At 70.4% G+C, this 23,069-nt stretch carries 25 protein-coding genes; 10 read left to right on the top strand and 15 right to left on the bottom strand.

Annotated features, from left to right (window positions below; translation table 11 throughout):
- Positions 1-28 precede the first annotated feature (28 nt).
- Entirely contained in the window at positions 29-220 is a 192-nt protein-coding gene (locus tag P7V53_RS19565) for a hypothetical protein (RefSeq protein WP_280151186.1), read from the bottom strand.
- Positions 221-347: 127 nt separating this feature from the next.
- On the opposite strand from P7V53_RS19565, the gene P7V53_RS19560 reads away from it, so the two are divergent.
- Both P7V53_RS19560 and P7V53_RS19555 read left to right on the top strand, forming a co-directional pair.
- Positions 348-1,526: a hypothetical protein gene (locus P7V53_RS19560; protein ID WP_280151185.1), complete on the top strand. Its 1,179-nt coding sequence runs from the start codon at positions 348-350 to the stop codon at positions 1,524-1,526.
- Complete coding sequence (locus tag P7V53_RS19555; protein ID WP_280151184.1) at positions 1,523-2,653, top strand: HupE/UreJ family protein; 1,131 nt, start codon at positions 1,523-1,525, stop codon at positions 2,651-2,653. The genes P7V53_RS19560 and P7V53_RS19555 overlap by 4 nt, the downstream gene beginning before the upstream one ends.
- Before the next feature lie 23 nt (positions 2,654-2,676).
- Here P7V53_RS19555 and P7V53_RS19550 read toward each other — a convergent pair whose 3' ends face one another.
- From P7V53_RS19550 to P7V53_RS19535, 4 genes are all read right to left on the bottom strand, one after another.
- Entirely contained in the window at positions 2,677-3,441 is a 765-nt protein-coding gene (locus P7V53_RS19550; protein ID WP_280151183.1) for a DUF4198 domain-containing protein, read from the bottom strand.
- A gap of 190 nt (positions 3,442-3,631) precedes the next feature.
- Positions 3,632-6,130, bottom strand: a complete 2,499-nt coding sequence (locus P7V53_RS19545; protein WP_280151182.1) for a response regulator — start codon at positions 6,128-6,130, stop codon at positions 3,632-3,634.
- 81 nt (positions 6,131-6,211) lie between these two features.
- Positions 6,212-6,601, bottom strand: coding sequence for a VanZ family protein (locus P7V53_RS19540; protein WP_280151181.1), 390 nt, complete (start codon positions 6,599-6,601; stop codon positions 6,212-6,214).
- Positions 6,602-6,655: 54 nt separating this feature from the next.
- Complete coding sequence (locus tag P7V53_RS19535; RefSeq protein ID WP_280151180.1) at positions 6,656-7,498, bottom strand: class I SAM-dependent methyltransferase; 843 nt, start codon at positions 7,496-7,498, stop codon at positions 6,656-6,658.
- Positions 7,499-7,591: 93 nt separating this feature from the next.
- Here P7V53_RS19535 and P7V53_RS19530 point away from each other — a divergent pair, with 93 nt between their 5' ends.
- The gene (locus P7V53_RS19530; RefSeq protein WP_280151179.1) at positions 7,592-7,789 is read left to right on the top strand and encodes a hypothetical protein; all 198 of its coding nucleotides are present in this window, start codon (positions 7,592-7,594) and stop codon (positions 7,787-7,789) included.
- 223 nt (positions 7,790-8,012) lie between these two features.
- On the opposite strand, the gene P7V53_RS19525 is transcribed toward P7V53_RS19530, so the two are convergent.
- Entirely contained in the window at positions 8,013-8,750 is a 738-nt protein-coding gene (locus P7V53_RS19525) for a response regulator (protein WP_280151178.1), read from the bottom strand.
- Positions 8,751-8,978: 228 nt separating this feature from the next.
- On the opposite strand from P7V53_RS19525, the gene P7V53_RS19520 reads away from it, so the two are divergent.
- A complete protein-coding gene (locus P7V53_RS19520) occupies positions 8,979-9,362 on the top strand; it encodes a hypothetical protein (RefSeq protein WP_280151177.1) in 384 nt (127 codons plus the stop codon).
- Between the two features lie 98 nt (positions 9,363-9,460).
- On the top strand, positions 9,461-9,853 hold the full coding sequence (locus tag P7V53_RS19515) for a DUF2917 domain-containing protein (RefSeq protein WP_280151176.1): 393 nt from the start codon (positions 9,461-9,463) through the stop codon (positions 9,851-9,853).
- Here P7V53_RS19515 and P7V53_RS19510 read toward each other — a convergent pair.
- On the bottom strand, positions 9,840-10,265 hold the full coding sequence (locus tag P7V53_RS19510; RefSeq protein WP_280151175.1) for a thioesterase family protein: 426 nt from the start codon (positions 10,263-10,265) through the stop codon (positions 9,840-9,842). The two genes, P7V53_RS19515 and P7V53_RS19510, sit on opposite strands and share 14 nt — an antisense overlap.
- A gap of 99 nt (positions 10,266-10,364) precedes the next feature.
- Here P7V53_RS19510 and P7V53_RS19505 point away from each other — a divergent pair, with 99 nt between their 5' ends.
- Positions 10,365-11,993, top strand: a complete 1,629-nt coding sequence (locus P7V53_RS19505; protein WP_280151174.1) for an MBL fold metallo-hydrolase — start codon at positions 10,365-10,367, stop codon at positions 11,991-11,993.
- 12 nt (positions 11,994-12,005) lie between these two features.
- Here P7V53_RS19505 and P7V53_RS19500 read toward each other — a convergent pair whose 3' ends face one another.
- The 5 genes from P7V53_RS19500 to P7V53_RS19480 all read right to left on the bottom strand — a co-directional run bounded on the left by P7V53_RS19500 (position 12,006) and on the right by P7V53_RS19480 (position 15,663).
- Positions 12,006-12,638 (bottom strand): TetR/AcrR family transcriptional regulator, encoded by a 633-nt coding sequence (locus tag P7V53_RS19500; RefSeq protein WP_280151173.1) that lies wholly within the window; start codon positions 12,636-12,638, stop codon positions 12,006-12,008.
- Between the two features lie 7 nt (positions 12,639-12,645).
- Complete coding sequence (locus P7V53_RS19495; protein WP_280151172.1) at positions 12,646-13,122, bottom strand: phasin family protein; 477 nt, start codon at positions 13,120-13,122, stop codon at positions 12,646-12,648.
- Positions 13,123-13,196: 74 nt separating this feature from the next.
- Positions 13,197-13,736: a hypothetical protein gene (locus P7V53_RS19490; protein WP_280151171.1), complete on the bottom strand. Its 540-nt coding sequence runs from the start codon at positions 13,734-13,736 to the stop codon at positions 13,197-13,199.
- A gap of 169 nt (positions 13,737-13,905) precedes the next feature.
- On the bottom strand, positions 13,906-14,787 hold the full coding sequence (gene dapD / locus P7V53_RS19485) for a 2,3,4,5-tetrahydropyridine-2,6-dicarboxylate N-succinyltransferase (RefSeq protein ID WP_348273438.1): 882 nt from the start codon (positions 14,785-14,787) through the stop codon (positions 13,906-13,908).
- Positions 14,788-14,946: 159 nt separating this feature from the next.
- Complete coding sequence (locus tag P7V53_RS19480) at positions 14,947-15,663, bottom strand: amino acid racemase (protein ID WP_280151170.1); 717 nt, start codon at positions 15,661-15,663, stop codon at positions 14,947-14,949.
- Positions 15,664-15,748: 85 nt separating this feature from the next.
- On the opposite strand from P7V53_RS19480, the gene P7V53_RS19475 reads away from it, so the two are divergent.
- Together P7V53_RS19475 and P7V53_RS19470 are read left to right on the top strand one after the other, a co-directional pair.
- Positions 15,749-17,188, top strand: a complete 1,440-nt coding sequence (locus P7V53_RS19475; RefSeq protein WP_280151169.1) for an NAD-dependent succinate-semialdehyde dehydrogenase — start codon at positions 15,749-15,751, stop codon at positions 17,186-17,188.
- Positions 17,189-17,262: 74 nt separating this feature from the next.
- On the top strand, positions 17,263-18,225 hold the full coding sequence (locus tag P7V53_RS19470) for a threo-3-hydroxy-L-aspartate ammonia-lyase (protein WP_280151168.1): 963 nt from the start codon (positions 17,263-17,265) through the stop codon (positions 18,223-18,225).
- A gap of 7 nt (positions 18,226-18,232) precedes the next feature.
- Here the strand turns inward: P7V53_RS19470 and P7V53_RS19465 are convergent, their stop codons facing one another.
- The 3 genes from P7V53_RS19465 to P7V53_RS19455 all read right to left on the bottom strand — a co-directional run bounded on the left by P7V53_RS19465 (position 18,233) and on the right by P7V53_RS19455 (position 20,849).
- Positions 18,233-19,153 carry a DUF3014 domain-containing protein gene (locus P7V53_RS19465; RefSeq protein WP_280151167.1) on the bottom strand — a complete coding sequence of 307 codons (921 nt, stop codon included), beginning with the start codon at positions 19,151-19,153 and terminating at the stop codon, positions 18,233-18,235.
- Positions 19,154-19,221: 68 nt separating this feature from the next.
- Complete coding sequence (locus P7V53_RS19460) at positions 19,222-19,803, bottom strand: hypothetical protein (RefSeq protein ID WP_280151166.1); 582 nt, start codon at positions 19,801-19,803, stop codon at positions 19,222-19,224.
- A 149-nt stretch (positions 19,804-19,952) separates the two neighbouring features.
- Entirely contained in the window at positions 19,953-20,849 is an 897-nt protein-coding gene (locus P7V53_RS19455) for a LysR family transcriptional regulator (RefSeq protein ID WP_280151165.1), read from the bottom strand.
- 74 nt (positions 20,850-20,923) lie between these two features.
- On the opposite strand from P7V53_RS19455, the gene P7V53_RS19450 reads away from it, so the two are divergent.
- Positions 20,924-21,850, top strand: a complete 927-nt coding sequence (locus P7V53_RS19450) for a hydroxymethylglutaryl-CoA lyase (RefSeq protein WP_280151164.1) — start codon at positions 20,924-20,926, stop codon at positions 21,848-21,850.
- The gene (locus P7V53_RS19445) at positions 21,847-23,058 is read left to right on the top strand and encodes a CaiB/BaiF CoA-transferase family protein (RefSeq protein ID WP_280151163.1); all 1,212 of its coding nucleotides are present in this window, start codon (positions 21,847-21,849) and stop codon (positions 23,056-23,058) included. The genes P7V53_RS19450 and P7V53_RS19445 overlap by 4 nt, the downstream gene beginning before the upstream one ends.
- Positions 23,059-23,069: the final 11 nt, after the last annotated feature.

Here is a 23,069-nt window from a genome sequence, read left to right as displayed (position 1 = left end):
TGCCCCTTGTTGCGAAGAGATGCCTTGCTTACTTCTTCGCGGCTTCTTCCTTCTTGGCCTCGGCCTTGTCGGCGGCCTTCTTCTTGGCGGCCTTCTTCTTGGCCGGCGCGCTGGCGGCGTCGCTGGCCTTCATGGCCGCGCCGGCGTGGGAAGCGGCCTGGGCGTTGAAGCCGATCATGGCGACGGCGGCGAGAATGAGCGTGGAGAGAAGTTTGGTCATGGGGGAATCTCTTGCGTGAGTTGAACGGTTGCGGCCCGGCTCGACGGGGCACTTGGCTTTCTACACCATGTCGGGTGGCTGCTGGGAGCGGTCTCACCCTCGAACATCGAAACAAAGTCCGATCTGTATGAAGGCCGCGACACCTGCCCTGGTGCTGGTCGCGGCGGCCGTGTCCATGCCGGTCGTCGCCGCGCCTTTCAGGCCCGCTTCCGACGACCAGGTGCTCGAGACGCTGCCGGCGCGCGCCTCCGATCCGCGCATGCGCGAGCTGGACGCGTTGCGCCGCGCGTGGCAGCAGCGCCCGCAGGACCTCGACGCCGCCGTGCGGCTGGCGCGCCGCTACTACGAAGAGACCGCGGCCGAAGGTGATCCGCGCTATGTCGGCTATGCGCAGGCGGCCCTCGCCCCGTGGTGGAACGCGGCCGATCCGCCACCGGCCGCGCGGGTGATGCGCGCCATCCTCCTGCAGTTCGGGCACGAGTTCGATGCGGCGATCGCCGATCTCGATGCGGCCCTGCGGGCGGATCCGTCCAACGGCGAAGCCTGGGCCTGGCGGGCCGCGATCCACCTGGTGCAGGCGCGCTATCCCGAGGCGCGGGATGCCTGCGGGCGGCTCGCCGAACTGGCCTCGCCGCTGATCGGCACGGCCTGCATCGCGCAGGTCGACGCTGTCACCGGCCATGCCGCGCGTGCCGCGCACGCAATCGACACCGCGCTGACCGCGAACGCCGATGCCGACCCCGGCGAACGCCTGTGGGCGCTGACGCGGCTCGCCGAGATCGAGGAGCGTCGCGGCCGGCATGCCGAGGCCGAGTCGGCTTACAGGCAGGCCCTCGCGCTGGGCTTGACCGACGGCTACCTGCTGGCGGCGTACGCCGACTTCCTGCTCGACCGCGGCCGTCCCGCCGAGGTGATGACCCTGCTGAAGGACCGCTCGCGCTCCGACGTGCTGCTGCTGCGCCTGGCGCTCGCGGCCAAGGCGCTGCAGGCGCCCGCGCTCGCCGGCTGGGCGAGCGACCTGGACGCGCGTTTTGCCGCCGCGCGATTGCGCGGCGACAAGCTGCACCAGAAGGAGGAGTCGCGCTTCCGGCTGGGCGTGCAGGAGCAGGCGCAGCAGGCGCTCGTGCTGGCGCGCGAGAACTACGCGCTGCAGCGCGAGCCGGCCGATGCGCGTGTGCTGCTGGAAGCCGCGGTCGCGGCGAAGCAGCCGCAGGCTGCGGAGCCGGTGCTCGCCTGGATGGCCCGATCGGGCATCGAAAGCACCGCGCTGAGTGCACTCGCCCAGCAGCTGAAGGGGGTCCGTTGAAGCTCGCCGGTCTCCTGCTCGCCGCCGCGTTGGCCTGGCTCGCGGCCTGGCCGGCGCACGCGCACAAGCCGTCGGACAGCTATCTCTCGCTGAAGGTGGACGGCGGGCGCATCAGCGGGCAATGGGACATCGCGCTGCGCGACCTCGACTTCGCGCTCGGCCTCGACGCCGACGGCGATGGACGCATCACGTGGGGCGAGGTGCGGGCGCAGCATGCCGCCATCGCCGCCCACGCGCTGGCGCGGCTGGCGGTGCAGGCCGATGGCTCGGCGTGCACGGTCACGGCCGGCGAGCAGCTGGTCGACCGGCACACCGACGGCGCCTATACCGTGATCCCGCTGCAGGTGAGCTGTCCGCAGCCGCCGACCACGCTGGGGCTGACGTACCGATTGTTCGCCGAGGTTGATCCGCTGCATCGCGGCCTCCTGCGTCTCGAGACGCAAGGGCAGACACGCACTGCGGTGCTCGGCCCGCACGCGCCGTCGCAGCAGTTCGGGCTCGCGGCGCCGGGCGGGCGGCTCGAGCAGTTCCTGGCCTACGGCCGCGAAGGCGTGTGGCACATCTGGATCGGGTACGACCACATCCTGTTCCTGCTGTCGCTGCTGCTGCCGGCCGTGCTGGTGCGGCGCGACGACGGCTGGGGTGCCGCGGCGCGCTTTCGCGACGGTTTCATCGACGTGCTGAAGATCGTCACCTCCTTCACCGTCGCCCATTCGATCACCCTGACCTTGGCGACGCTGGGCGTGGTGTCCTTGCCCTCGCGCTGGATCGAGTCGGCGATCGCCGCGTCGGTGGTGCTGGCGGCGCTCAACAACGTGGTGCCGCTGTTCCAGGGGCGTCGCTGGACGGTGGCCTTCGCCTTCGGGCTGATTCATGGCTTCGGCTTCGCGAGCGTGCTGGCCGACCTCGGCCTGCCGCAATCGGCACTCGTGCTGGCGCTGGTGGGCTTCAACCTGGGCGTCGAGCTGGGACAGATCGCGATCGTGTCGGCGTTCCTGCCGCTCGCATACGCGCTGCGCGGCACATGGTTCTACCGGCGCGCGGTGTTCGTCGGCGGATCGGTCGCGATCGCGATCGTGGCCGCGGCCTGGCTGGTGGAGAGGGCCTTCGACCTGCAGGTGATGTGACGCACGAAGAATGCCCGCGCAGGTCACCTGCTCACCTCGAACGCCAGCGTGACGAACCGGCTCTCCCACGCATCCTCGACGGCGCGCAGATCCGTGCCGCGCAGCACCCATCGGCCCGCCAGCGGCACCTTGACGCGAACGCGTCCCTCGGCATCCGTCTGATGCCAGAAGCCGATGCGATGCTGGTCGCTGCGCAGCTCGACCGCGAAATCAGCCAGGGGCGCGCCGTCGCGCAGCACCTGGAAGGCGACTGCATCGCCGGCATGCAGGATGCGCGAGCCGCCTTCGATCAGCACGTCCATCGCCATGCCCGAAGGCGCGGCCTCGGACGGCGCGTCGCCGGCGATCTCGATGCGTGCGTGCTTGGTGTAGCGCTCCTTCCACGGCAGCCCGCGTGCACGCATCGCGGCCCAGGCCTGGTGCACCGCGGGCGGCGGATGGATCTCCTTCAGGTACACCGCGATCTTGTCGGGCGTGAGCTCGATGTCGAACGGCATCACCTGCGCCCAGCACGACAGCGCCTGCCCGCGGCCCGCCTTCGCCTGCAGGCGCAGCGCGGTGGGCGTGACCTGGCCGGGGGCCAGCGGCACCGCGGCCGAACCGGTGCGGCAGCCGTGCCGCGTGAGCTGCTCGGCGCCGACCGCCGACTCCTGCACCGGAAACTGGTTGCCGGTGCCCAGGGCCACCACGGCCGCGGACGGCGTGCGGCGCTCGAGCGCGAACCAGGTGTCGTGCGCCTGCGCCGGTGCGGCGGCCAGCGCGAGACAGAGGACGAGAAGACGGCTCATGGTCATGAGATGCGCTCGAGGTGACCCGCACGCTGCGCAGCAGCCATCGGGTAAAGGGATGGGCGAGACAGTGATACGCCGCGCCGTGCCCGATGGATGCGCAAGCACCCGCAACCGGATGCTCTGACTCGCCCGCGGCGCCGGGGGAGGGCCAGCGGCAAGGGTTGTCGCTCGCCCTCGAGGCACCGGTTCAGGCCATCGCCCCGGCGCGCTTGAGCACTTCGGCGACCCGGGCCAGCACCTCCTGCGGCGCGAACGGCTTGTCGATGACGGGAACGCGGGTCGCCTCGACGAACTCGCGCGCCACCGTCCCGAGGGTGTCGCCGGTGATGGCGATCACGCGCTGCAGCAGGTGAGGGTGGCGACTGCGGATCTCGCGGTACAGCGCCGGCCCGTCCATGCCGGGCATCTTCAGGTCGGTCAGCACCAGGTCGGCGCCGTGGGTGTCCAGGTGGGCCAGCGCCTGCGCGCCGCTGTGGGCCATCGCCACCCGATGGCCGGCGTGCACGAGGATGTCGCGAAGAACCTCCGCGATCTCCCGCTCGTCGTCGACCACCAGCACCCGTGCGCCGCGGGTGGCCGCCGCGGTCCGACAGGGCAGCGCATGCACGGGCTGCCTGCTGCGGCAGGCGGGCAGGGTGACCACGAAACGGGCTCCCGGCGAACCATGCGTCTCGAGCCGCAAGCTGCCGCCATGCGACTGCACGATGCCCAGGCTCACGGACAGTCCGACGCCGGTGCCTTCGCCGACCGCCTTGGTGGTGAAGAAGGGCTCGAAGACGCGCGCGGCGATGTCCGGCGCAATGCCCGGCCCGGTGTCGGCGACTTCGATGAGCAGCGTGTCGCCGTCGGACGCAAGTCCGCTGCGCACACACAGCAGGCGCGGCCCGTCGGTGGCGGCCATCGCCTGGTGCGCGTTGGTGAACAGGTTCAGGAAGACCTGCCCGAGCTGCCCTGCATCGGCCATGGCATGCGGCAGCCCGGCCTGCAACTGGGTCTGCACCTGCACGCCACCGCTTTGCAGCGTGTAGGCCAGCACGTCGAGCGCATCGACGATCACGTCGTTGACGTCGGTGGGCTCGCGCAGCGACTCCTGGCGGCGCGCCATCGCCAGGAAGGTGCGCACGATGCGCGCACAGCGCTCCGCCGCCTGGACGATGCGCGTGGCGATCGCCCGGTCGCCGATCGACGCCGCGCGCTCCTCCAGCTGCATGGCGCGCCCGACCACCACCGCCAGCGGGTTGTTCAGCTCGTGTGCCACGCCGGCCAGCAGTCCGCCCAGCGCGGACAGCTTTTCGTTCTGGTGCAGCGATTCGCGCTGGCGCGCCAGCTCCTGCTCGGCGCGCAGCAGCGAGGTGAGGACCGTCTCGATCTCGACCTTGTCATGGCGCAACGCAGCGTCGCGCTCGGCCACCTCGCGCGCCATGTCATTGAAGCTGCGGGCCAGCTGGCCCAGCTCGTCGTCGCGTGTCGCCGGCAGCCGCACGTCGGCATCGCCGGCGGCGACGCGTTGCGCCGCATGCGTCAGGCCATTCAGCGGTGCCGCCACCTGCCGCTGCAGCACGCGCGCCGAGATGAGCAGCAGCGTGAGCAGCAAGCCCAGACCGCAGGCCAGCGCCCAGGCGGCCATGCCGAGCGCCTCGCCGCGCACGGCGGCGCCGGGCAGGGTGGCGGCGACCAGCCAGCCGGGGCCATCGATGCGCGCCACCGCGACGTACAGGTCGCTGTCGCGGCTGTAGCGCGCGGCCGCGGTGTCACGCGCGTGCGCGGCCAGCGACCCCAGCGTGGCTGGCAGGTCGCCGGAGAGCTCGTCGAGCCGTGCCTTCGCCACGGCCGGTCCCAGCCGGTCCGCGAGCGCGGTGTCGACCAGCAGCCGCCCGTCGGCGCGGTACAGCAGGTAGCGCATGTCGGAGGACGAGGCCGGCAGCACGCGGGCCAGGAAATCCTTGAGCAGGATGCTGCTGCCGATCGCGCCGACATGGCGCGCGCCGATGTGCAGCGGCGTCATCAGCGTGAACATCGGCCCGTGCTGCGGCCCGACGGGATCGACCTCGGGCGCCGACCACGTCGGCTTGTCCTCGGGACGGGCCGGCGCGGCGCCCTGGCGTCCCCACTCGTAGGCCAGCATGTCGAAGTCGCCCGGGATGTCGTGGATCCAGTCGGGAAACAGGTACGGGTCGTAGCCCATGTTCGACTGCTCCGGCACGCTGGTGAAGAACAGGTTGTCGTGGCGCATCGCGGTGCCCGGCCCGTAGCGCATCGACAGATCGTGGAACAGCACCGTGCGGCGTCGCAGGTCGTCGCCGAGGACGGTGTCGCTGCGGATCCATCCCGTGGCGTAGCGCCGGCCATCGGACAGCTCGGGGCGGTTGCGCCATGCACCGTCGGGATAGCGAGTCATCAGCGCCTCGAAGCGCCTGAGCGTCTTCGCGTCCTGGTAGTCGGGCCACTGCTGCACGAACAGGAGGCGCAAGGCGTCATGGGCCTCCACCTTGTGGCTCAGCACCCGCTCGGCCACGCGGGCCCTTTCGGTGGCAACAGAGGCCAGGCGCAGGCTGGCCTGCTGCTCGAGTTGGCGGTACAGCAGGTAGGTCCCGGCCGCGCTGGCGGCCAGCAGCACGGCGGCGCCGCCGGCGGCCAGGCGCAGCAGCGTCTTGCCGGTGAGCGTGCGCAGAAAGGCGATGTTCATGCCGCGCACTGTGGCGGCGCCGCGTATCGGGAGCGCTTCAGCGCACGCCGTCGTCCATGTCGTTCGTAGCTTGCGCTGCGGTCACGAGCGTGCGGAGCGCAGCGCCATCGCGGCGATCAGCGTGCCCGTGGCGATCCCGGCCAGGTCGGCCAGCACATCGGCCCATTCGGCGGAGCGGCCCGGAACGCTCGCTTGCAGGACCTCGATCAGCCCGCCGAAGGCGAGCAGCGCGCCGGCGAGCATCAGCGACCGCGATGCGCGGCCGGGAAAGCCGAAGCGGCCGGCGATGGCGAGCGCCACGAAGGCCAGCAGGTGGTTGGCCTTGTCCCAGCCGGTGCCGGTCACCGGCTGCGAGTCGGGTGTCAAGGCGAGCCAGAGCACCGCGACCAGCAAGGCGCACAAGACGGCGCGCCAGCCGCGCTGCGCAAGAGAGCTGCTGGTGAGGCGTCCGATGAGCGATCGCAATGCCATGAGGGGGTGGGAACAAGGAGTACGCAATGGCGCCGAAGGCACCGCTGCGGAATTCTATGGGCGGGCACCCGCCGCCTTGGCCCGCCCCGCATGCATCGCGATCGGCCAGGTGACGAGGCGGCACGTGTCACGCGTTCCCCAGTCGGGCGCCAGCCGCTCGTCGAGCAGCGCCACCGGATCGGTGCCGGTGGCCTGCTGCATGCGCGACACCGCCGACCAGCTGCGCACGTAGCCCAGCAGCTCGTCGAGCGTCCATCGACGGCGGATCGCGAAGCGCGGGGCGGCGATCGGCTCGAAGGGGAACGCCAGCTCGGCGTAGCCGTTCTCCACGTGTCGCCGCTCCGCCGGCCACCACGGTCCTGCGACGCGGGTGTAGAAGTCGTCGACGCGGGGGCCGACGGCATCGCCTTCGACGCTCAGCACGCCGTAGCTCCACGCCGCGACCAGTCCGCCGCGCTTCAGCACACGGCGCACTTCGGCGTAGAAGGCATCGAGGTCGAACCAGTGCAGCGCCTGCGCCACCGTCACGAGGTCGGCGCTGGCGGCTTCGAGGCCGCTGCGGTGCGCCGGTGCCGCGCGGTACTGCACCCGCGGATGCGGCGTGGCGCGCGCGATCTGATCCTCGCTGAGGTCCGTGGCGAGCACGCGGTCGAAGCGTCCGGCCAGCGCGACCGAGGCCTGGCCGTTGCCCGCGCCGACATCCCAGGCAAGCGAGCGCTGGGCGCACTGCTGCGCCAGCCAGTCGAACAGCTCTTCGGGATAGGTGGGGCGCGACTGCGCGTACTGCGCAGCGACGGCGGAGAAGTGATCGGCTGGCATGGTGAGGCCTTGCGTGCGGTGGTGGTCGATGGCGGCAAATCTAGGTGTGCGTGCGGCGCCTGTCGACTCGGCACCCATTGCAGTTGTGATGCAGGCGCGTGCGGCCGACATGCACCGGCAACCGCGGTGGACGAATCTTGATGCACAGGATTTCACGCACAGGAGCACACCATGGGCACCTACTCTCACCGCTACGAGCTGCGCTTCCAGTCCCTGTTCAACGAAGGCCGTGCGCTGGCCTTTCCCTGCGATGCCCACGGCCGCGTCGACCTCGACGCGATGAGCGAGCGGGCGCGCAACAACTACTACTTCGCCCGCACCGTCATCGGCCGCGAATTCGCGATGCCGAGCGTTCGCGTCGCATCCTGAGGGTCATCCGGTTTGGGGCCCTCTCCCGCCGGGAAGGCCGGGGGATCCGGGGGGGTGCATCAGCGCACATGGATCCCTAGTGTCGTGAGTTGGAAATACGTGGCGTTTCGACGGGCCCAAACGGGGATGAGCGCAAGGCGCGGAGTCGGGTCCATACCGCGGCAGCCGCCCGATCATCACCATCTGGTCGAATCGAAACGCCACGTATTTCCCACTCACGACACTAGCGCAGTGCATCGACCGGCGCATCGAACAGGTAGCCGGCCCCACGTTCCGTGCGGATGTACTGCGGATGCGCCGGATCGCTCTCGATCTTTCGCCGCAGGCGCAGGATCTGCACGTCGATCGAGCGGTCGTAGACCTCGGCGTTGTGCAGCCTCGAGAGCTCCAGCAGCTGGTCGCGCGTCAGCACCCGCTGGGGCGCCGAGAGGAAGGCGGTCAGCAGGCTGAATTCGCCGTTGGTGAGCTCCACCGACTGGCCGTCCGACGACTTGAGCCGGCGCAACCCCACGTTGAGCTCCCACGAGCCGAAGCGGTAGGCGCGCACCTTGGCGATGGCGTCGGCCACCGTGGCCTGGGCCTTGGCCCGGCGCAGCAAGGCGCGGATGCGGGCGAGCAGCTCGCGCGGGCTGAACGGCTTGGTGAGGTAGTCGTCGGCACCGAGCTCCAGGCCCATCACGCGATCGGCCTCGTCGATGCGCCCGGTCAGCATGAGGATGGGGATGGCCGACTCCTCGCGCAGCCGGCGCGCGATGGTCATGCCGTCTTCCCCCGGCAGGCGCAGGTCGAGGATGACCACGTCGATGGTGTCGCGCGCCATCACCTCCGCCAGCTCACGGCCGGTTGCCACCGTCGTGACGCGCAGCTCGTTCTCGGCAAGGTAGTCGGCGATGAGCTCGCGGATCGCCGGATCATCGTCGAGCGCCAGTACGTGTGGCGGCAGGTTCGATACGACTTCCATCGCCGGGGTCCCCCTTCCTCGCGGTGTCGCTGCGAGATCAGCGGCTATCGTAGTCGCGGCTGCGCCGTTTGCGGGGCCCGGGTCGGTTGCGATTGCAATTTTCCGGCGCCCGCCGGAAACCGCCGTGCAATGCCGGCCGGTCCCAATGGACAGCGTCATGCCACCCACCGTCCAACCCGGACAGCGCATCCGCGCCCGTGCTCACGCGCCAGCGGCGCGCACATCCCCATGAGTGCTGCCAGCCCGCTTCCGGCGCTGCTGGTGAGGGACACCGACCGCGCCACGCTCGAGCTGCTGCGCGAGTGGCTCACCGAGGCCGGGTGGGAGGTGGTGGAGGACGGCACTCGCCCTGAAGATGCGCCGCCGAAGCGCTTTCACCTCGTGCTGATCGACGTTCCCTTTCCGCGCCGCGGCTGCTCCACGCCGCTTCAATGCATCGCGGCCGAACATGCCGGCACGCCGGTGCTCGCGTTGTCGGCCACCTTCCACGCGGGCGTGGAGCCGTGCGGCGCCGTGGCGCGCTCGCTGGGCGTCGCCGGCGTGCTGCCCAAGCCGGTTCGCCGCGACGCGCTCCTGGCGATGGTGCGGTCGCTCTCCCGTCCGCCGGAGTGAACCGCGCGACGCCATTGCAGCTGAAACGGCTCGTCGGCACCGCGAAACCTCGATGCAATGCGCGCCGCCGACCATGGGCTCCTCGACAAGGAGCCGCCATGAATGTCCATTCCCATACCCCCATCACCGAGCTGCGCAGCGGCGCGCTGATGCGCGTCGAGGAAGGCGCCGGTCATGCGATCGCCGTCTTCGACGGCCTGCTGTGGATCACGCAATCGGGCGACTCGCGCGACGTGTTCCTGCGTCCCGGCGAGAGCTTCTCCTTCGACGGCAGCGGCCGGGTCGTCATGCAGGCGCTGTCCAACGCCCGCCTGGCCGTGTGCCCGGTGGACGACGGGCAAGACCGATCCGGGCGGGCGCGGACCTCCACGATGGTGTCCGCCGCGGTGGCCATCGCCTCCGGGCTGTTCCTGATGTTCGGCGGCGCCACGCTCGACGAGCCGGCCATGGTGGCGTCGGCCACGCCGGCCGATGCGGCTATCGCTCGATGAGCTCGGCCCAGCGGCTTGCCATCCCGGGCGGGAAGGGCGTGGCCTTGCGCAGCGCGGTGTCGAGGAAGACGCCGGTGAGGATGGTGGTGGCGGCCACGCTGCCGCCGTCGCCGTCGACACGCATCTCGTGGCTGAAGCGGATCGCCTTCTCCTTCACCTCGAGCAGCCGCGAATGGACCGAGACCAGATCGCCGGGCAGCAGCTCGCGCCGGTAGTGGGTGACCTGCTCGACCGCGGCCATGCCGCGGCCGGCGGTGCGCAGCCAGTCGGGCGTGAGGCCCAGCGAGCCGAAGAGCTGCCAGGTCGCCTCGTCGAACTTGCCCGTGTACCACATGACGTTCATGTGGCCCATGTGGTCGCACTGCCAGGGGTAGACGGTGCCGCGGTATGTGAGCTGATCGGTCGGTGGCATCAGGGCAAGGGCAGGAGATCGAAAGGCCCCAGTGTGGCCGTCGCCGCCCTTGTCCCGATTGCGACGGCACGCGGGCCGGATTTCAGTTGAAATGCGGCGATGAGCCGCGCCACCGCCACTCCCGCATCCTCGCTGCGCCGCGCCGCCACGGTCGTTCTCGTGCGCGACGGCGACCGCGGCATGGAGGTGCTGCTGCTGCGCCGTGTCGCCCGCAGCGACGATCGCAGCAGCGAGGCATTCGTCTTTCCGGGCGGCACGCTGGACGCGGGCGATGCGCAGTGCCATGCCTGCTGCGCAGGGATGGACGACGTCGCCGCCAGCGCGCGCCTGTCGCTGGACCACGGCGGGCTCGACTACTACGTCGCCGCCATCCGCGAGTGCTTCGAGGAAGCCGGCGTGCTGCTGGCCACCGACGCCGAGGTCGACGCATCGGCCTGGCCCGAATTGCGGGCGCGGTTGCGTCGCGGCGACATCGGCATGGCGCAGCTGTGCCGGACGCTGGGCGTGCGCCTGGCCGCCGAGCGCCTCGCCTACCACAGCCACTGGCTGACGCCGGCCGGCCTGCCCAAGCGCTTCGACACGCGCTTCTTCGTTGCCGAGATGCCGGCCGGCCAGACCGCGTCGTCCGACAGCGAGGAGACGGCCGAGCACCGCTGGATCCGTCCGAGCGATGCGCTGGACCCGACAAGCGACCTGCGCCTGCCGACGCCGACGCGGCGCACGCTGGCGGCCATGGCTGGCTTCGCGACGGCGGCCGAGTGCGTCGCCCATGCGCGCTCGCTGCGCGACATCCGGCGAATCCTGCCGGTGATCGCCGACGGACCGCGCGGCCTGCAGCCGGTGCCGCCCGACGAGCCGGCCTATGCCGAGGTGCTTCGCATCGATCCGCACGGCACCGGCGCGGCGCGCTACGCCATCGATGCCGGGCGCTGCGTGGTCCTGTCGCCGCGCGTGCGGCGCGTCACGGCGCCCAACCCCGGGTTGATGACCGGGCCGGGCACCAACACCTACCTGGTCGGCGATGCGTCGGCCGACGCGTGGGCGGTGATCGACCCGGGGCCGGCCGACGAAGGCCATGTGGAGGCCATCGTCGCCGCCGCGCCGGGGCCCATCCGCTGGATCCTGGCGACGCACACGCACCGCGACCACTCGCCCGGTGCGGCGCTGCTGAAGGCGCGCACCGGCGCCATGCTGCTCGGCATGGCGGCCCTGCACGAAGAAGGCCAGGACACCGCTTTCGTGCCGGACCAGGCCCTGCGCCACGGCGATCCGGTGGTGCTCGGTCCGCAGACCACGCTGCGCGTGGTGCACACACCCGGTCATGCGGCCAACCACCTGTGCTATCTCCTGCAGGAGGAGAAGACGCTGTTCACCGGCGATCACGTGATGCAGGGCTCCACCGTCGTCATCAATCCACCCGACGGCGACATGGGTGACTACATGGAGTCGCTGCGGCGCCTGCTCGACGAAGACCTGGAGTGGCTTGCGCCGGGGCACGGCTTTCTCATCGCCGATCCGCGCTCGGCGGTCACGCGGCTCATCGACCACCGGCTGGCGCGCGAGGCCAAGGTGCTGCGCGCGATCGAGGAGGGCTGCGAAGGCATCGACCAGCTGCTCGCCCGGGTGTACGACGACGTGCATCCCGCCCTGCATGCGGCGGCACGGCGGTCGCTGCTGGCGCATCTGCTGAAGCTGCAGGCGGAGGGAAGGGCGCGGGTGGGTGAGTGAGCGCCCGGCCGGTCACTTCAGGTACTTCGCCCGCAGGTAGTTCAGGTAGTCCTTCGACTCCCCCACCACATACGGCGACAGCAGGGTCAGCGTGTAGTACGCCGCCAGCGCCGCGGGCCCGTATGCCGGCGACTTTTGCGAGGGCGTGAGGCGCTTGAAGGAGAACCAGCAGGTGGTCGAGAAGACGATCTGCAGCGCCAGCATCTCCACGTCCTCGGCGCTGGCCTGCATCACGCCGGCGTTCGCGAGGCCCGCGCACATCGCCTTGGCGGCCAGCAGGTTGCGCGCGGTGAGGGTGTGCGCGCGGGCTTCCAGAGCCGGGAACTCCTTCAGCAGGTACTCGATGTCGCGGTAGACGAAGCGGTACTCGTCGATCGCCTCGAAGGTGAGATGCAGCGACAGCCACAGGTCGTCGAGGGCGGTGACCGTGGCGTTGGCCGCGATGCACGGCGACAGGCGGTCCTCGAAGCGGCGGAACAGCCAGGTGACGATCAGTTCCTTGGTCCGGAAGTGGTAGTGCAGGTTGCCCGGGCTGATGCCCAGCTCCGCGGCAATGCGGTGCGTCGACACGCCGGCCAGCCCCTCCGCGTTGAACAGGGCGAGGCTGGTCTCGACGATCCGGTCTCGCGTCTTGGGCGCAGCCACGCGGCGTTCAGGTGCTGCTGCGAGTCGGACGACGCCGCGGCGCGCGCCTCGGCGTCGTCGTCGACTCGATGCGCTTGAGGTGCTCGTTGATGGATTCGAGCTGCCGGCACAGCGCGGCCAGCGCCTGCGGCGACGGCATGCCCAGCCGCTCGAGCGAGCGGGCGACGCGCTGGTCGAAGATCTCCTCGAACTTCTGCATGCCGGGCGTGCCGTCTTCGCCGGCATTCAGCAGCTTCCATTCCTTGGCCGAGCGGTCGCTGGCCGACAGCGACGGCGGCAATCCCAGCAGCGCTTCGAAGACGCGGCTTTGCCGCGTGATGACGTCGTCGCGAACGTCGTTGAGCGCCTTCAGTCCGGCGCGCAGCAGGCCCTTGGCGCCTCCGGGCGCCGGCGCCGGCGCCGCCGCAGGCGCCGCTGCGGCGGCCTTGCGGGCCGGCCTTGCCTTGGCGGGTTGAGGTTTCGTGCGGGCCGTCTTGCTCGCCATGGCGGGACACCTTTCGCAGCAGCATGAAAAACGGCCGGTGCGATCCGGCCGTTGGGGACAACGCAGTCGCGGAATTATGCGCGGCGGGTCGTGCGGCGCACGCGCTTCTTCGCAGCGGCCTTGCGGGCCGGCGCAGCAGCGGCGACTCCCTCGACTCCGGCGATGCGGTCGGACAGGCGCTTGCTGCCCTGGGCGAGGACGTTGGCGATCTCCAGCGAGACATGCGCCACCGGCAACGCGAACGCTCCGATCTTGTCCAGGGCCGAGGTGCCGAACACCGTCTCCACCCGCGCGCCGGCGCTGGACACGCGCTCGATGCCCGTGCCGACGCGGCGTGCCACCTGGTCGATGGTGATGTCCGCGCCGTTGGCGCCCAGGCCCAGGCCGAAGGACACGAAGCCGGCGACCTGCTGCTGGGCGTCGATCAGGCTGCTCTTCACCGTCTCGCTGACCAGCGGCAGCGAGCGGGCCTTGACGGCCGAGGCGAAGCGCTCGTTGACGGCGCCGACGGCACGCTCGGCGCCGGCTCGGTATGCGCGAACCAGCTGCTTGCCGGCCAGGCTGTACTGGTCGACGACGTTGCGGGCGACCGCGGTGAAGGTGGGGGTGGACATGTGAACTGACTCCTGAGCTGGTTGAACTGACCGGCGAATGATCAACCGCCCACCGTGGTCGAAAAAAGCTAGAAGCGTTCGAAAGTTAGGCCAAGTGGCCTAGGACAGTCCCGGCTGCCCTCTCCCGCTCGCGGGAGAGGGTGGGGGCGAGGGCCCCGAGGGAGTCGGATCAGGAGCGCAGCAAATCGTTGACGCTGGTCTTCGCCCGGGTCTGGGCGTCGACGCGCTTGACAACGACCGCGCATGCAGTTGCGTAGCCGCCGTCGGGCGAAGGCAGCGTGCCGGCGATGACGACCGAGCCGGCAGGAATGCGCCCATAGCTGATCTGCCGCGTCTGGCGGTCGAGGATCTTGGTGCTCTGCCCGAGGTGCACGCCCATCGCGATGACGGAGTTCTCCTCGACGATGACGCCCTCGACCACCGACGAGTTGGCGCCGATGAAGCAGTTGTCCTCGATGATGGTGGGATGGGCCTGCATCGGCTCGAGCACGCCGCCGATGCACACGCCGACGCTGAGGTGAACGTTCTTGCCGATCTGCGCGCAGGAGCCCACGTTGGCCCAGCCGTCGACCATGGTGCCCTCGTCGACGTAGGCCCCGATGTTGACGAAACTGGGCATCACGATGACGTTGCGCGCCAGGTAGGCGCCGCGCCGCGCCACCGCGGGCGGCACGACGCGCACGCCGCTGGCGCGCATGTCGCTCTCGTCCAGGCCGGCGAACTTGGACTCGACCTTGTCGTAGAAGGTCATGTCGCCGGCGCGCAGCAGCTTGTTGTCGTGCAGGCGGAAGGACAGCAGCACCGCCTTCTTGACCCACTGGTTGACGCTCCAGTCGCCGACGCCGTGCCGCTGCGCCACGCGCAGGCGGCCGCTGTCGAGCGCTTCGATGACGATGTCGACCGCGTCGTGCACCAGCGAGCCGTGCGCGGTGCCCGGGCCGGCGGCCCAGGCGAGTTCAATGATGGAGGCCAGCTCGTGCAGTGGCCAGCCGTCGATGTCGGCCACGTGTTCTTGCAGCATGGCGGGGGTGGTGGTGAGCGTGTCGTGCATGGCGTTACTTCCTTCCCTGTGCCATGGTTTGCGAAGCAAGATCCTCGCCTTCCTCGATGACCTTGTGCAGTGCCGCGCACGATAAGCGCTGACCTTTCGTGCGGGAATTGGCGCAAACGCTGTTCGGGTAATCACCTCACGGCTGACACGTGATCTTCATCAAGTCACCGCTGCAGGGATGGCAGTGCCGCTGGCGGCGCGTTGCAGCGCGGCTCTCGCGAGCAGCCGCGTCGAATCGAGTGTCGGCAGCGGCGAATTCCCATCGTCGAGGATGAGCGGGATCTCGGTGCAGCCGAGCACCACGGCATCGCAGCCCTCGTCCTTCATGCGGGCGACGACACGCTGGAAGGCAGTGACCGCCTCGGGCTTGAAGACGCCGCACACCAGCTCTTCCATGATGATGCGGTGGGTCTCGTCGCGTTCGTCCGACGTGGGCCTCACCCACGAAAGCCCGGCCGCCTCCAGCGCCTGCGGGTACACGTTGCTGTCCACCAGCCAGCGCGTGCCGGTGATGCCGATGCGGCGCCAGCCCCGCTGCGCGGCCTGCCCGGCGACGACCTCGGCGATGTGCAGCCACGGCAGCGGCGATGTCGGCACGACCAGAGGCATCGCCTGATGGATGGTGTTGTCGGGGCAGATCAGGAAGTCGGCGCCGGCGCGCGCGAGCTTGTGCGCCGAGGCCAGCATCAGCTCGGCGACGCCCGGCCAGTCGCCGCGCTCCAGGCACTGCACGTAGTCGGCGAGCGAATGGCCGTGCAGACAGACCTCGGGATGGGCGTGCGGGCCCAGCATCCGAGCACCTTCCGTGCAGAGAGTGCGATAGCAGAGTGCCGCGCCTTCGGACGAGCACGCGACGATTCCGATGGGCCTGGGCATCGGCCGATTATTCACCTCGCCAGCGCCATGTCGGCGGCTCGCCGCACAATGGCTGTTTTCCCTCATCGCACTGACGAGACGCTCCATGACGTATCCCGACACCCAGCTCTACATCCACGGGCAATGGCAGGACGCGGCCGATGGCCGCACGCTGCCCGTGTTCAATCCGGCCACTGGCGGCGAGATCGGCCGCGTGGCGCATGCCGGCCACGCCGACCTCGACCGTGCGCTCGAGGCGGCGCAGAAGGGCTTCGAGACCTGGCGCGACATGACGCCGGCCGAACGCAGCAGGATCATGCGCAAGGCCGCCGGCTTCATGCGCGAGCGCTCCGCCGACATCGCGCGGCTGCTGACGCAGGAGCAGGGCAAGCCGCTGGCGGAGGCCAAGGGTGAAGCGATGGCAGCCGCCGACATCATCGAGTGGTTCGCCGAGGAAGGCTTCCGCGTCTACGGCCGCATCGTGCCGTCGCGCGGCAACCTGGCGCTGCGGCAGATGGTGGTCAAGGACCCGGTCGGTCCGGTGGCCGCCTTCACGCCGTGGAACTTCCCCATCAACCAGGTGGTGCGCAAGGTGAGTGCCGCGCTGGCGGCGGGCTGCTCCATGCTCGTCAAGGCGCCGGAGGAGACGCCGGCCGGACCGGCGGCGCTCATTCGCGCCTTCGCCGATGCCGGCATCCCGCCGGGCGTGCTCGGCCTGGTGTACGGCAACCCGGCCGAGATCTCGAGCTACCTCATCCCGCATCCGGTGATCCGCAAGATCACCTTCACCGGTTCCACGCCGGTCGGCAAGCAGCTGGCCGCACTGGCCGGCCAGTACATGAAGCGGGTCACGATGGAGCTGGGCGGGCATGCGCCGGTGATCGTGGCGGAGGATGCGGACATCGCGCTTGCGGTCAAGACTGCGGGCGGCTCCAAGTTCCGCAACGCCGGCCAGGTCTGCATCTCGCCGACGCGCTTCCTGGTGCACGAGAGCATCCGCAACGACTTCGCCGCGGCGCTGGCGCAGCAGGCGCGCAGCCTCAAGGTCGGCGACGGACTTGCCGAGGGCACGCAGATGGGCCCGCTGGCCAATCCGCGACGTCTCACCGCGATGGCCGAGTTCACGCAGGATGCGGTCAAGCGCGGCGCCACGGTGCTGGCCGGCGGCGAGCGCATCGGCGAGGCCGGCAACTTCTGGCAGCCCACCGTGCTGGCCGACGTGCCGCTCGACGCCAAGGTCTTCAACGACGAGCCCTTCGGTCCGCTGGCCGCGATCCGCAGCTTCGAAACGCTGGACGAAGCGATCGCCGAAGCGAATCGCCTGCCGTACGGCCTGGCCGGCTATGCCTTCACGCGCTCGCTGAAGAACGCCGACCTGCTGGCGCGCCGCGTCGAGGTGGGCATGCTGTGGATCAACATGCCGGCGATGCCGTCGGCCGAGATGCCCTTCGGCGGCATCAAGGACTCGGGCTACGGCTCCGAAGGCGGGCCCGAAGCGCTGGAGGCGTATCTCAGCGTGAGGTCGGTGGCGGTGATGAACGTCTGAGGCGCGGGCCGGGTGTGTCAGCCCTGCCACCCACACAGTCCGCCCCGCCGCCTTGCGTGCTACGGTCACGCGCCATGAGTCCTCTGCCCATCTCCTACGACGACGTCGTCGCGGCGCACGAGCGGCTGGCGCCGGTGGTGCACCGCACGCCCGTGATGCGATCGGGCACCGCCGACGACATGACCGGCGCCGCGTTGTTCTTCAAGTGCGAGAACCTGCAGCGCACAGGCGCGTTCAAGATCCGCGGCGCCTGCAACGCGATCGCGCAGTTCACGCCGGCCCAGCGCGAGGCCGGCGTGATCACCTTCTCGTCGGGCAACCACGGCCAGGCCATCGCCCTCGCGGCTCGCCTGCTGGGCGTCAAGGCGGTGGTGGTGATGCCGCAGGACGCACCCGAGATCAAGCTCGCCGCGGCGCGCGGCTATGGCGCCGACATCGTCCGCTACGACCGCTACCGCGAGGACGGCAACGAGCTCGTGGGCCGCATGGCCGTCGAGCGCGGCATGACCTTCATTCCGCCGTTCGACCATCCGCATGTGATGGCGGGACAGGGCACGCTGGCCAAGGAGCTGATCGAGGAAGTGGGCGAGCTCGACATGCTGCTCACGCCGGTGGGCGGCGGCGGGCTGATGTCAGGCTGCGCCACCGCGGTGCGTGCACTCAGCGCGGGGGCCGACATCGTCGGCGTGGAGCCGGCGGCCGGCAACGATGCGCAGCAAAGCCTGGCGCGCGGCGAGATCGTGCGCATCGCCACGCCGACGACGATCGCCGATGCGGCGCAGAGCCGCTCGCTCGGGCGGCACACCTTCCCGGTGCTGCAGCAGCTCGGCGTGCGCATCGTCACGGTGAGCGACGACGATCTGGTTGCGGCGATGAAGTTCTTCGCCGCGCGCATGAAGCTCGTCGTCGAGCCCACCGGCTGCCTGGCGGCGGCGGCCGTGCTGTCCGGCCGGGTCGATGTGCGCGGCAAGCGTGTCGGCATCGTGCTCTCGGGTGGCAACGCGGACCTGGCCCGCTTCGCCTCGCTCGTGGCGTAACCCTTCGTCAGCTCTTCGCGATCGCCGCCCGGAGGGCCGCAAGGCGCGCCTTGAGCCGTCGCTCGTTCACCGGGCCCATCCGCACCAACAGCTTCTGCCCGGCCGACATCGCCTCGAGCTTCGGGTCGACGAACTCGTAGTGCACCCAAGGCCGCGTGAGCTGCACCGGCCCCTGCACCTCGAGCAGCCGGACCGCCGGCGGCGTCGCGGGCTCGGGTGCGGCGAGCAGGTGATCGATCACCGCGACGAGACGGTCGTTGAAATAGCCGTTGGGATACCCGAGGTCCTCGTAGGCGCGCTGGAACAGCGGATAGGCCGACCGGTACATCGCGGACGCGCGTGCGACGTCGACCGATTCGACGAGCAGCACGAAGGGCGCATAGCGCAGGCCGTTGTCCGCATCGATGACCGCGACCTCGCCCTGCGTGCGCACGGTGAAGCGCCCCGGCGTGGGCTGCACCGGCCACAGCTGAGCCGAGGCATGCGCGCGGCCGAGGTTGTCGACGGTGGCGACGAAGCGGCGCACGATGCTGTCGGTCTGCAGCATCGCGCGCGCTTTCGGCGCGCGCACCAGCTGCGCCAGCGCCTGGGCCATGAAGGGATCCGATTCGGTCAGCAGCGGCAGCGTGACCGGCGCGGTCTCCTCCGTCGCAGGCTCGATGGGATGCTGGATGGCGACCGGGGCGGAAGCGGCGGGCGGCGGGACGGCGGGCATGACGGCGCCGGCGACGGGCCGCTCGATTTCGGTGCGCGGCGGCGGCTGGGTGCCGTGCCAGTACCACCATGACAGGTATCCGAGCGCGAAAAGCACGGCCACCGCGCCGAGGATCAGCGCCTGGTTGGCGCTGCGCGATCGCGCCGCCCGTCCCCGGGCCAGAGATCGCGGCCCATCGGCCACCAGCGGCTCGTGTTCGATGGGTTGCTGCATGGCGTGCTCCGTCAGTCGAAGGCAATGCCAAGCATGCGCGAGAAACGGCGCAGCGGGGTTCCGAAGTGTCAGCGGTGTATCGGGGGCCGCGCGATCCTGCGCCAGTCGGGTGAACGAACGCCGGGCTGGTACGCCGACTCCAGCCGTTTCGCGACGATCCCTTCGAGCTCGAGGCTGAGCGCGAGGCCGTACATCGACAGCCCTTCACCGACGACGTCGCGCACGACCAGCACATGCGGTGCACCCTGCAGTAACGGGCGCAGCAGTTTTTTCCGCTCCAGCAGCGGAAGGTGCATGACGTTCTTGCCGCCGATCACCAGCGCGTCGAAGACACAGTAGACGACCGGATCGTCCCCGGGCTTGAAGCCGTGACGTTCCTTGCGCTGCAGCAGCCTTCGAGACTCGGCCCGGCCGGCGACGTGCTGGTCGTTGAGCACGCAGATCGCGCCGTCCACGATGCATCGCCGGCCGCCGAGGAAGGCGAGCACGCCGGCCACCTCGGCGAACCACGAGCTCATGTCCGTGCCGCGGCCATCCTGCAGCCGCGCGCCGTCGGCACTCCATTCGGCGAGGCAGCGACAGCCGTCGTACAGGATCTCGAATGCCCATTGCGGGTCGTCGAATGCCTCCGCCGCCTTTTCCATCGACATCGGTCGGAGCTCGTCCAGCGCCGGCGCCGGCCTGCGGTGTCCCGGGTCCATAGGCGAGGTCGCGGCAACCGGTGTGCCGCGACCGCCTGCGGGTATTGCCGGATGCGGAGAACCCTTGCCCCGCACGGCCGTCGGCGGCCTCCTGCCGGTCAGTCCGCCCGCTCTCGAAGAGCCTCCGCGAGCAGCCGCGCCGCGGCCGACAGCAGGGGTGCTGGCCGGGTCACGACGACCAGGCGCCGCACGGCCCAGGGCTCCGCGAGCGGCACGAGCGCCAAGAGCCCGGCTCCGGCGTGCGGCGTGGCCGCCTCGAGCGGCAGGATCGCCAGCCCGAGTCCCGCGGCGATCATGCGGCTGGCGGCATCGAGGGAAGACACCTGCATGCGATGCGACGGCAGGCGGCCGAGCAGCGCCGCATGACGTCGCAGCAGCTGGTCCAGCTGGCCGCCGGGGCTGACGCCGATGGACGGATGGTCCAGCGTGTCGGAGAAGGTCAGCGAAGGCCGCCGTGCGAGCGGATGATCCGGCGACAGCGCGACGCACAGCCGATCCGTCCGGTAGGGAAGCACCTGCACGCCCGCGAGGTCGATCAAGTCCCACAGCACGCCGAGGTCAGCGGTGCCTTCGCGCACGCCGCGAACGATGTCGGGGCTGGTGCGTTCATCCAGCGTGACCTGGATGCCCGGGTGCTCGGCCATGAAGGCCGCGATGTCCTCCGGCAGGCGCTCGGCCAGCACCGAAGGGCTCGCGAGCACGCGGACGCTTCCCTGCACCCCGGCGCCGAACGCCCCCAGCTCGACGCGAAGCTGATCCAGGCCCGCCAGGACCTCGCGTGCGCGGGCGAGCAGCGCCTCGCCGGCGGGCGTCGGCTCGATCCCTTGACGTCGCCGCGTGAGCAGCGCGACGCCGACCTCGGCTTCCAGCGAGGCAATCCGCTTGCTGAGGGCGGACGCGACCAGCGCTTCGCGTTCGGCGGCCCGCGCGATGCTTCGCTCCTCGCACACCGCGATGAAGAGCTGGAGCGAAACAGGATCGAGGGGCCGCGGCATGACGTTCCGGATTGGAACGCAGCCCCTGAAAAATGATCATTCGTGAAACCGCTCAGGTTGCCTAAAGTTCTTTCATGACTACCCTCGACGCGGTCATCGTGCGCGAAGTCGGCTTGCGCGACGGCCTTCAGAGCATCGCTCGCACCGTGCCGACGCCACACAAGATCCAATGGCTGCAAGCCGCCTACGCGGCAGGCCTGCGGGAGATCGAGGTGGGCTCGTTCGTGCCGGCGCGGCTGCTGCCTCAATTGGCCGACACGGCCGCCGTGGTCGAGGCCGCGCGCGCCTTGCCGGACCTCGTGACCTCCGTGCTGGTGCCCAATCTCAAGGGCGCGCAGGCCGCGCTGGATGCGCGCGCCGACCTCATGCTGCTGCCCATCTCCGCGAGCCATGCGCACAGCCTGGCCAATCTGCGCAAGACGCCGGACGAGGTGGTCGCGGAGATCGGGCGCATCCGTGCGCTGCGCGACGCGAGCGGATCGCCTTGCCTGCTCGAAGTGGGCTTCAGCACGGCGTTCGGCTGCACCCTGCAGGGCCGCGTCGACGAGAACGAAGTGCTGCGCCTCGTGCAGGCGGTGCTCGATGCCGGCGCCGATCGCGTCGGCCTGGCCGACACCGTCGGCTACGCCGATCCGTTGCACGTGGCGCGTCTCTTCGAGCGCTGCTTCGCGGTCGCCGGCGACGCGCTCGCCTGCGGCCATTTCCATGACACGCGGGGATTGGGCCTGGCGAACGTCTATGCCGCATGGCAGGCGGGCGTGCGCCGCTTCGACGCCTGCATCGGCGGCATCGGCGGCTGCCCGCATGCGCCCGGGGCCAGCGGCAACGTCGCCACCGAGGACGTGGCGTACCTGTTCGCGAGCATGGGCGTGCCGACGGGCCTGGCCTTCGACGCGCTCATGGCGCTGCGCGGGTGCATGGGGCAGTGGCTCGAGGGCGAGCCGCTGCACGGGTCCATCTGGCGCGCGGGTCTGCCGAAAACCATGGGGGAGCCTGCATGATCACGAGCGACACCAGAAGCGCGACACCGCAGCCGCTGCGCGGCGTGCGGGTCGTCGAGTTCACCCACATGGTCATGGGACCCACCTGCGCCATGGTGCTGGCCGACATGGGCGCCGAGGTGATCAAGGTCGAGCCCGTCGACGGCGAAGGGACGCGGCGCCTGCTCGGCGCGGGCGCGGGCTTCTTCCCCATGTTCAACCGCAACAAGAAGAGCATCGGCATCGACCTCAAGCAGCCGGCCGGTGCCGAGGTGGCGCGCAGGCTGGCGTCGTCGGCCGACGTGGTGGTCGAGAACTTCAAGCTCGGCGTGCTGAAGAAGTTCGGACTCGACTACGCGAGCCTGTCGGCGCTCAACGAGCGCCTCATCTATGTCAGCCACAAGGGATTCCTCCCCGGGCCGTACGAGCACCGCACCGCGCTCGACGAGGTGGTGCAGATGATGGGCGGCCTGGCCTACATGACCGGGCGGCCGGGCGACCCGCTGCGCGCGGGCACCAGCGTCAACGACATCATGGGCGGCCTGTTCGGCGCGATCGGCACGCTGGGCGCGCTGATCCAGCGCGGCATCACCGGCAAGGGCATGGAAGTGCAGTCGGCGCTGTTCGAGAACAACGTGTTCCTGATGGGGCAGCACATGCTGCAGTACGCGGTCACCGGCAAGCACCCGGCGCCGATGCCGGCGCGCGACAACCCGTGGGCCATCTACGACGTGTTCACGGTGAAGGACGGCGAGCAGATCTTCCTCGCGGCGGTGAGCGATGCGCAATGGGCCGCCTTCTGCGATGCGCTCGGCTTCGCGGACCTGAAGGCCGACCCGCTGCTCGGGACCAACAACGACCGCGTGCGCCAGCGCCCGCAACTGCTGGCCACGCTGCGCGAGCGGCTGGCGCACCGCAGTGCGACGGAGCTCGCCGACGTGTTCGAGCGCGCCGGCCTGCCCTACGCGCCGATTCGCCGCCCCGAGGACCTGTACGAGGACCCGCACCTGCTGGCCACCGGCGGCCTGGCCGACATCGAGCTGCCCGACGGCGACAAGGCCGGGCAGACGGTCAAGACGACGCTCTTTCCGATCACCATGCAGGGGCAGCGGCTGCCGGTGCGCCTGCAGCCCCCGCGCTTCGGTGCCCACACCGACGAGTTGCTGCGCGGTCTGGGGTACGGTGACGACGCCATCGAGTCCTTGCACGCGCAGGCCGTCGTGGCCTGAGGGCGCTGCCT

The sequence above is a fragment of the Piscinibacter sp. XHJ-5 genome (assembly GCF_029855045.1).
Classification (GTDB): Bacteria; Pseudomonadota; Gammaproteobacteria; order Burkholderiales; family Burkholderiaceae_C; genus Albitalea.
The sequence above is the reverse complement of the archived record's forward strand: the minus strand, read 5'-3'. Positions and strand labels throughout refer to the sequence as shown.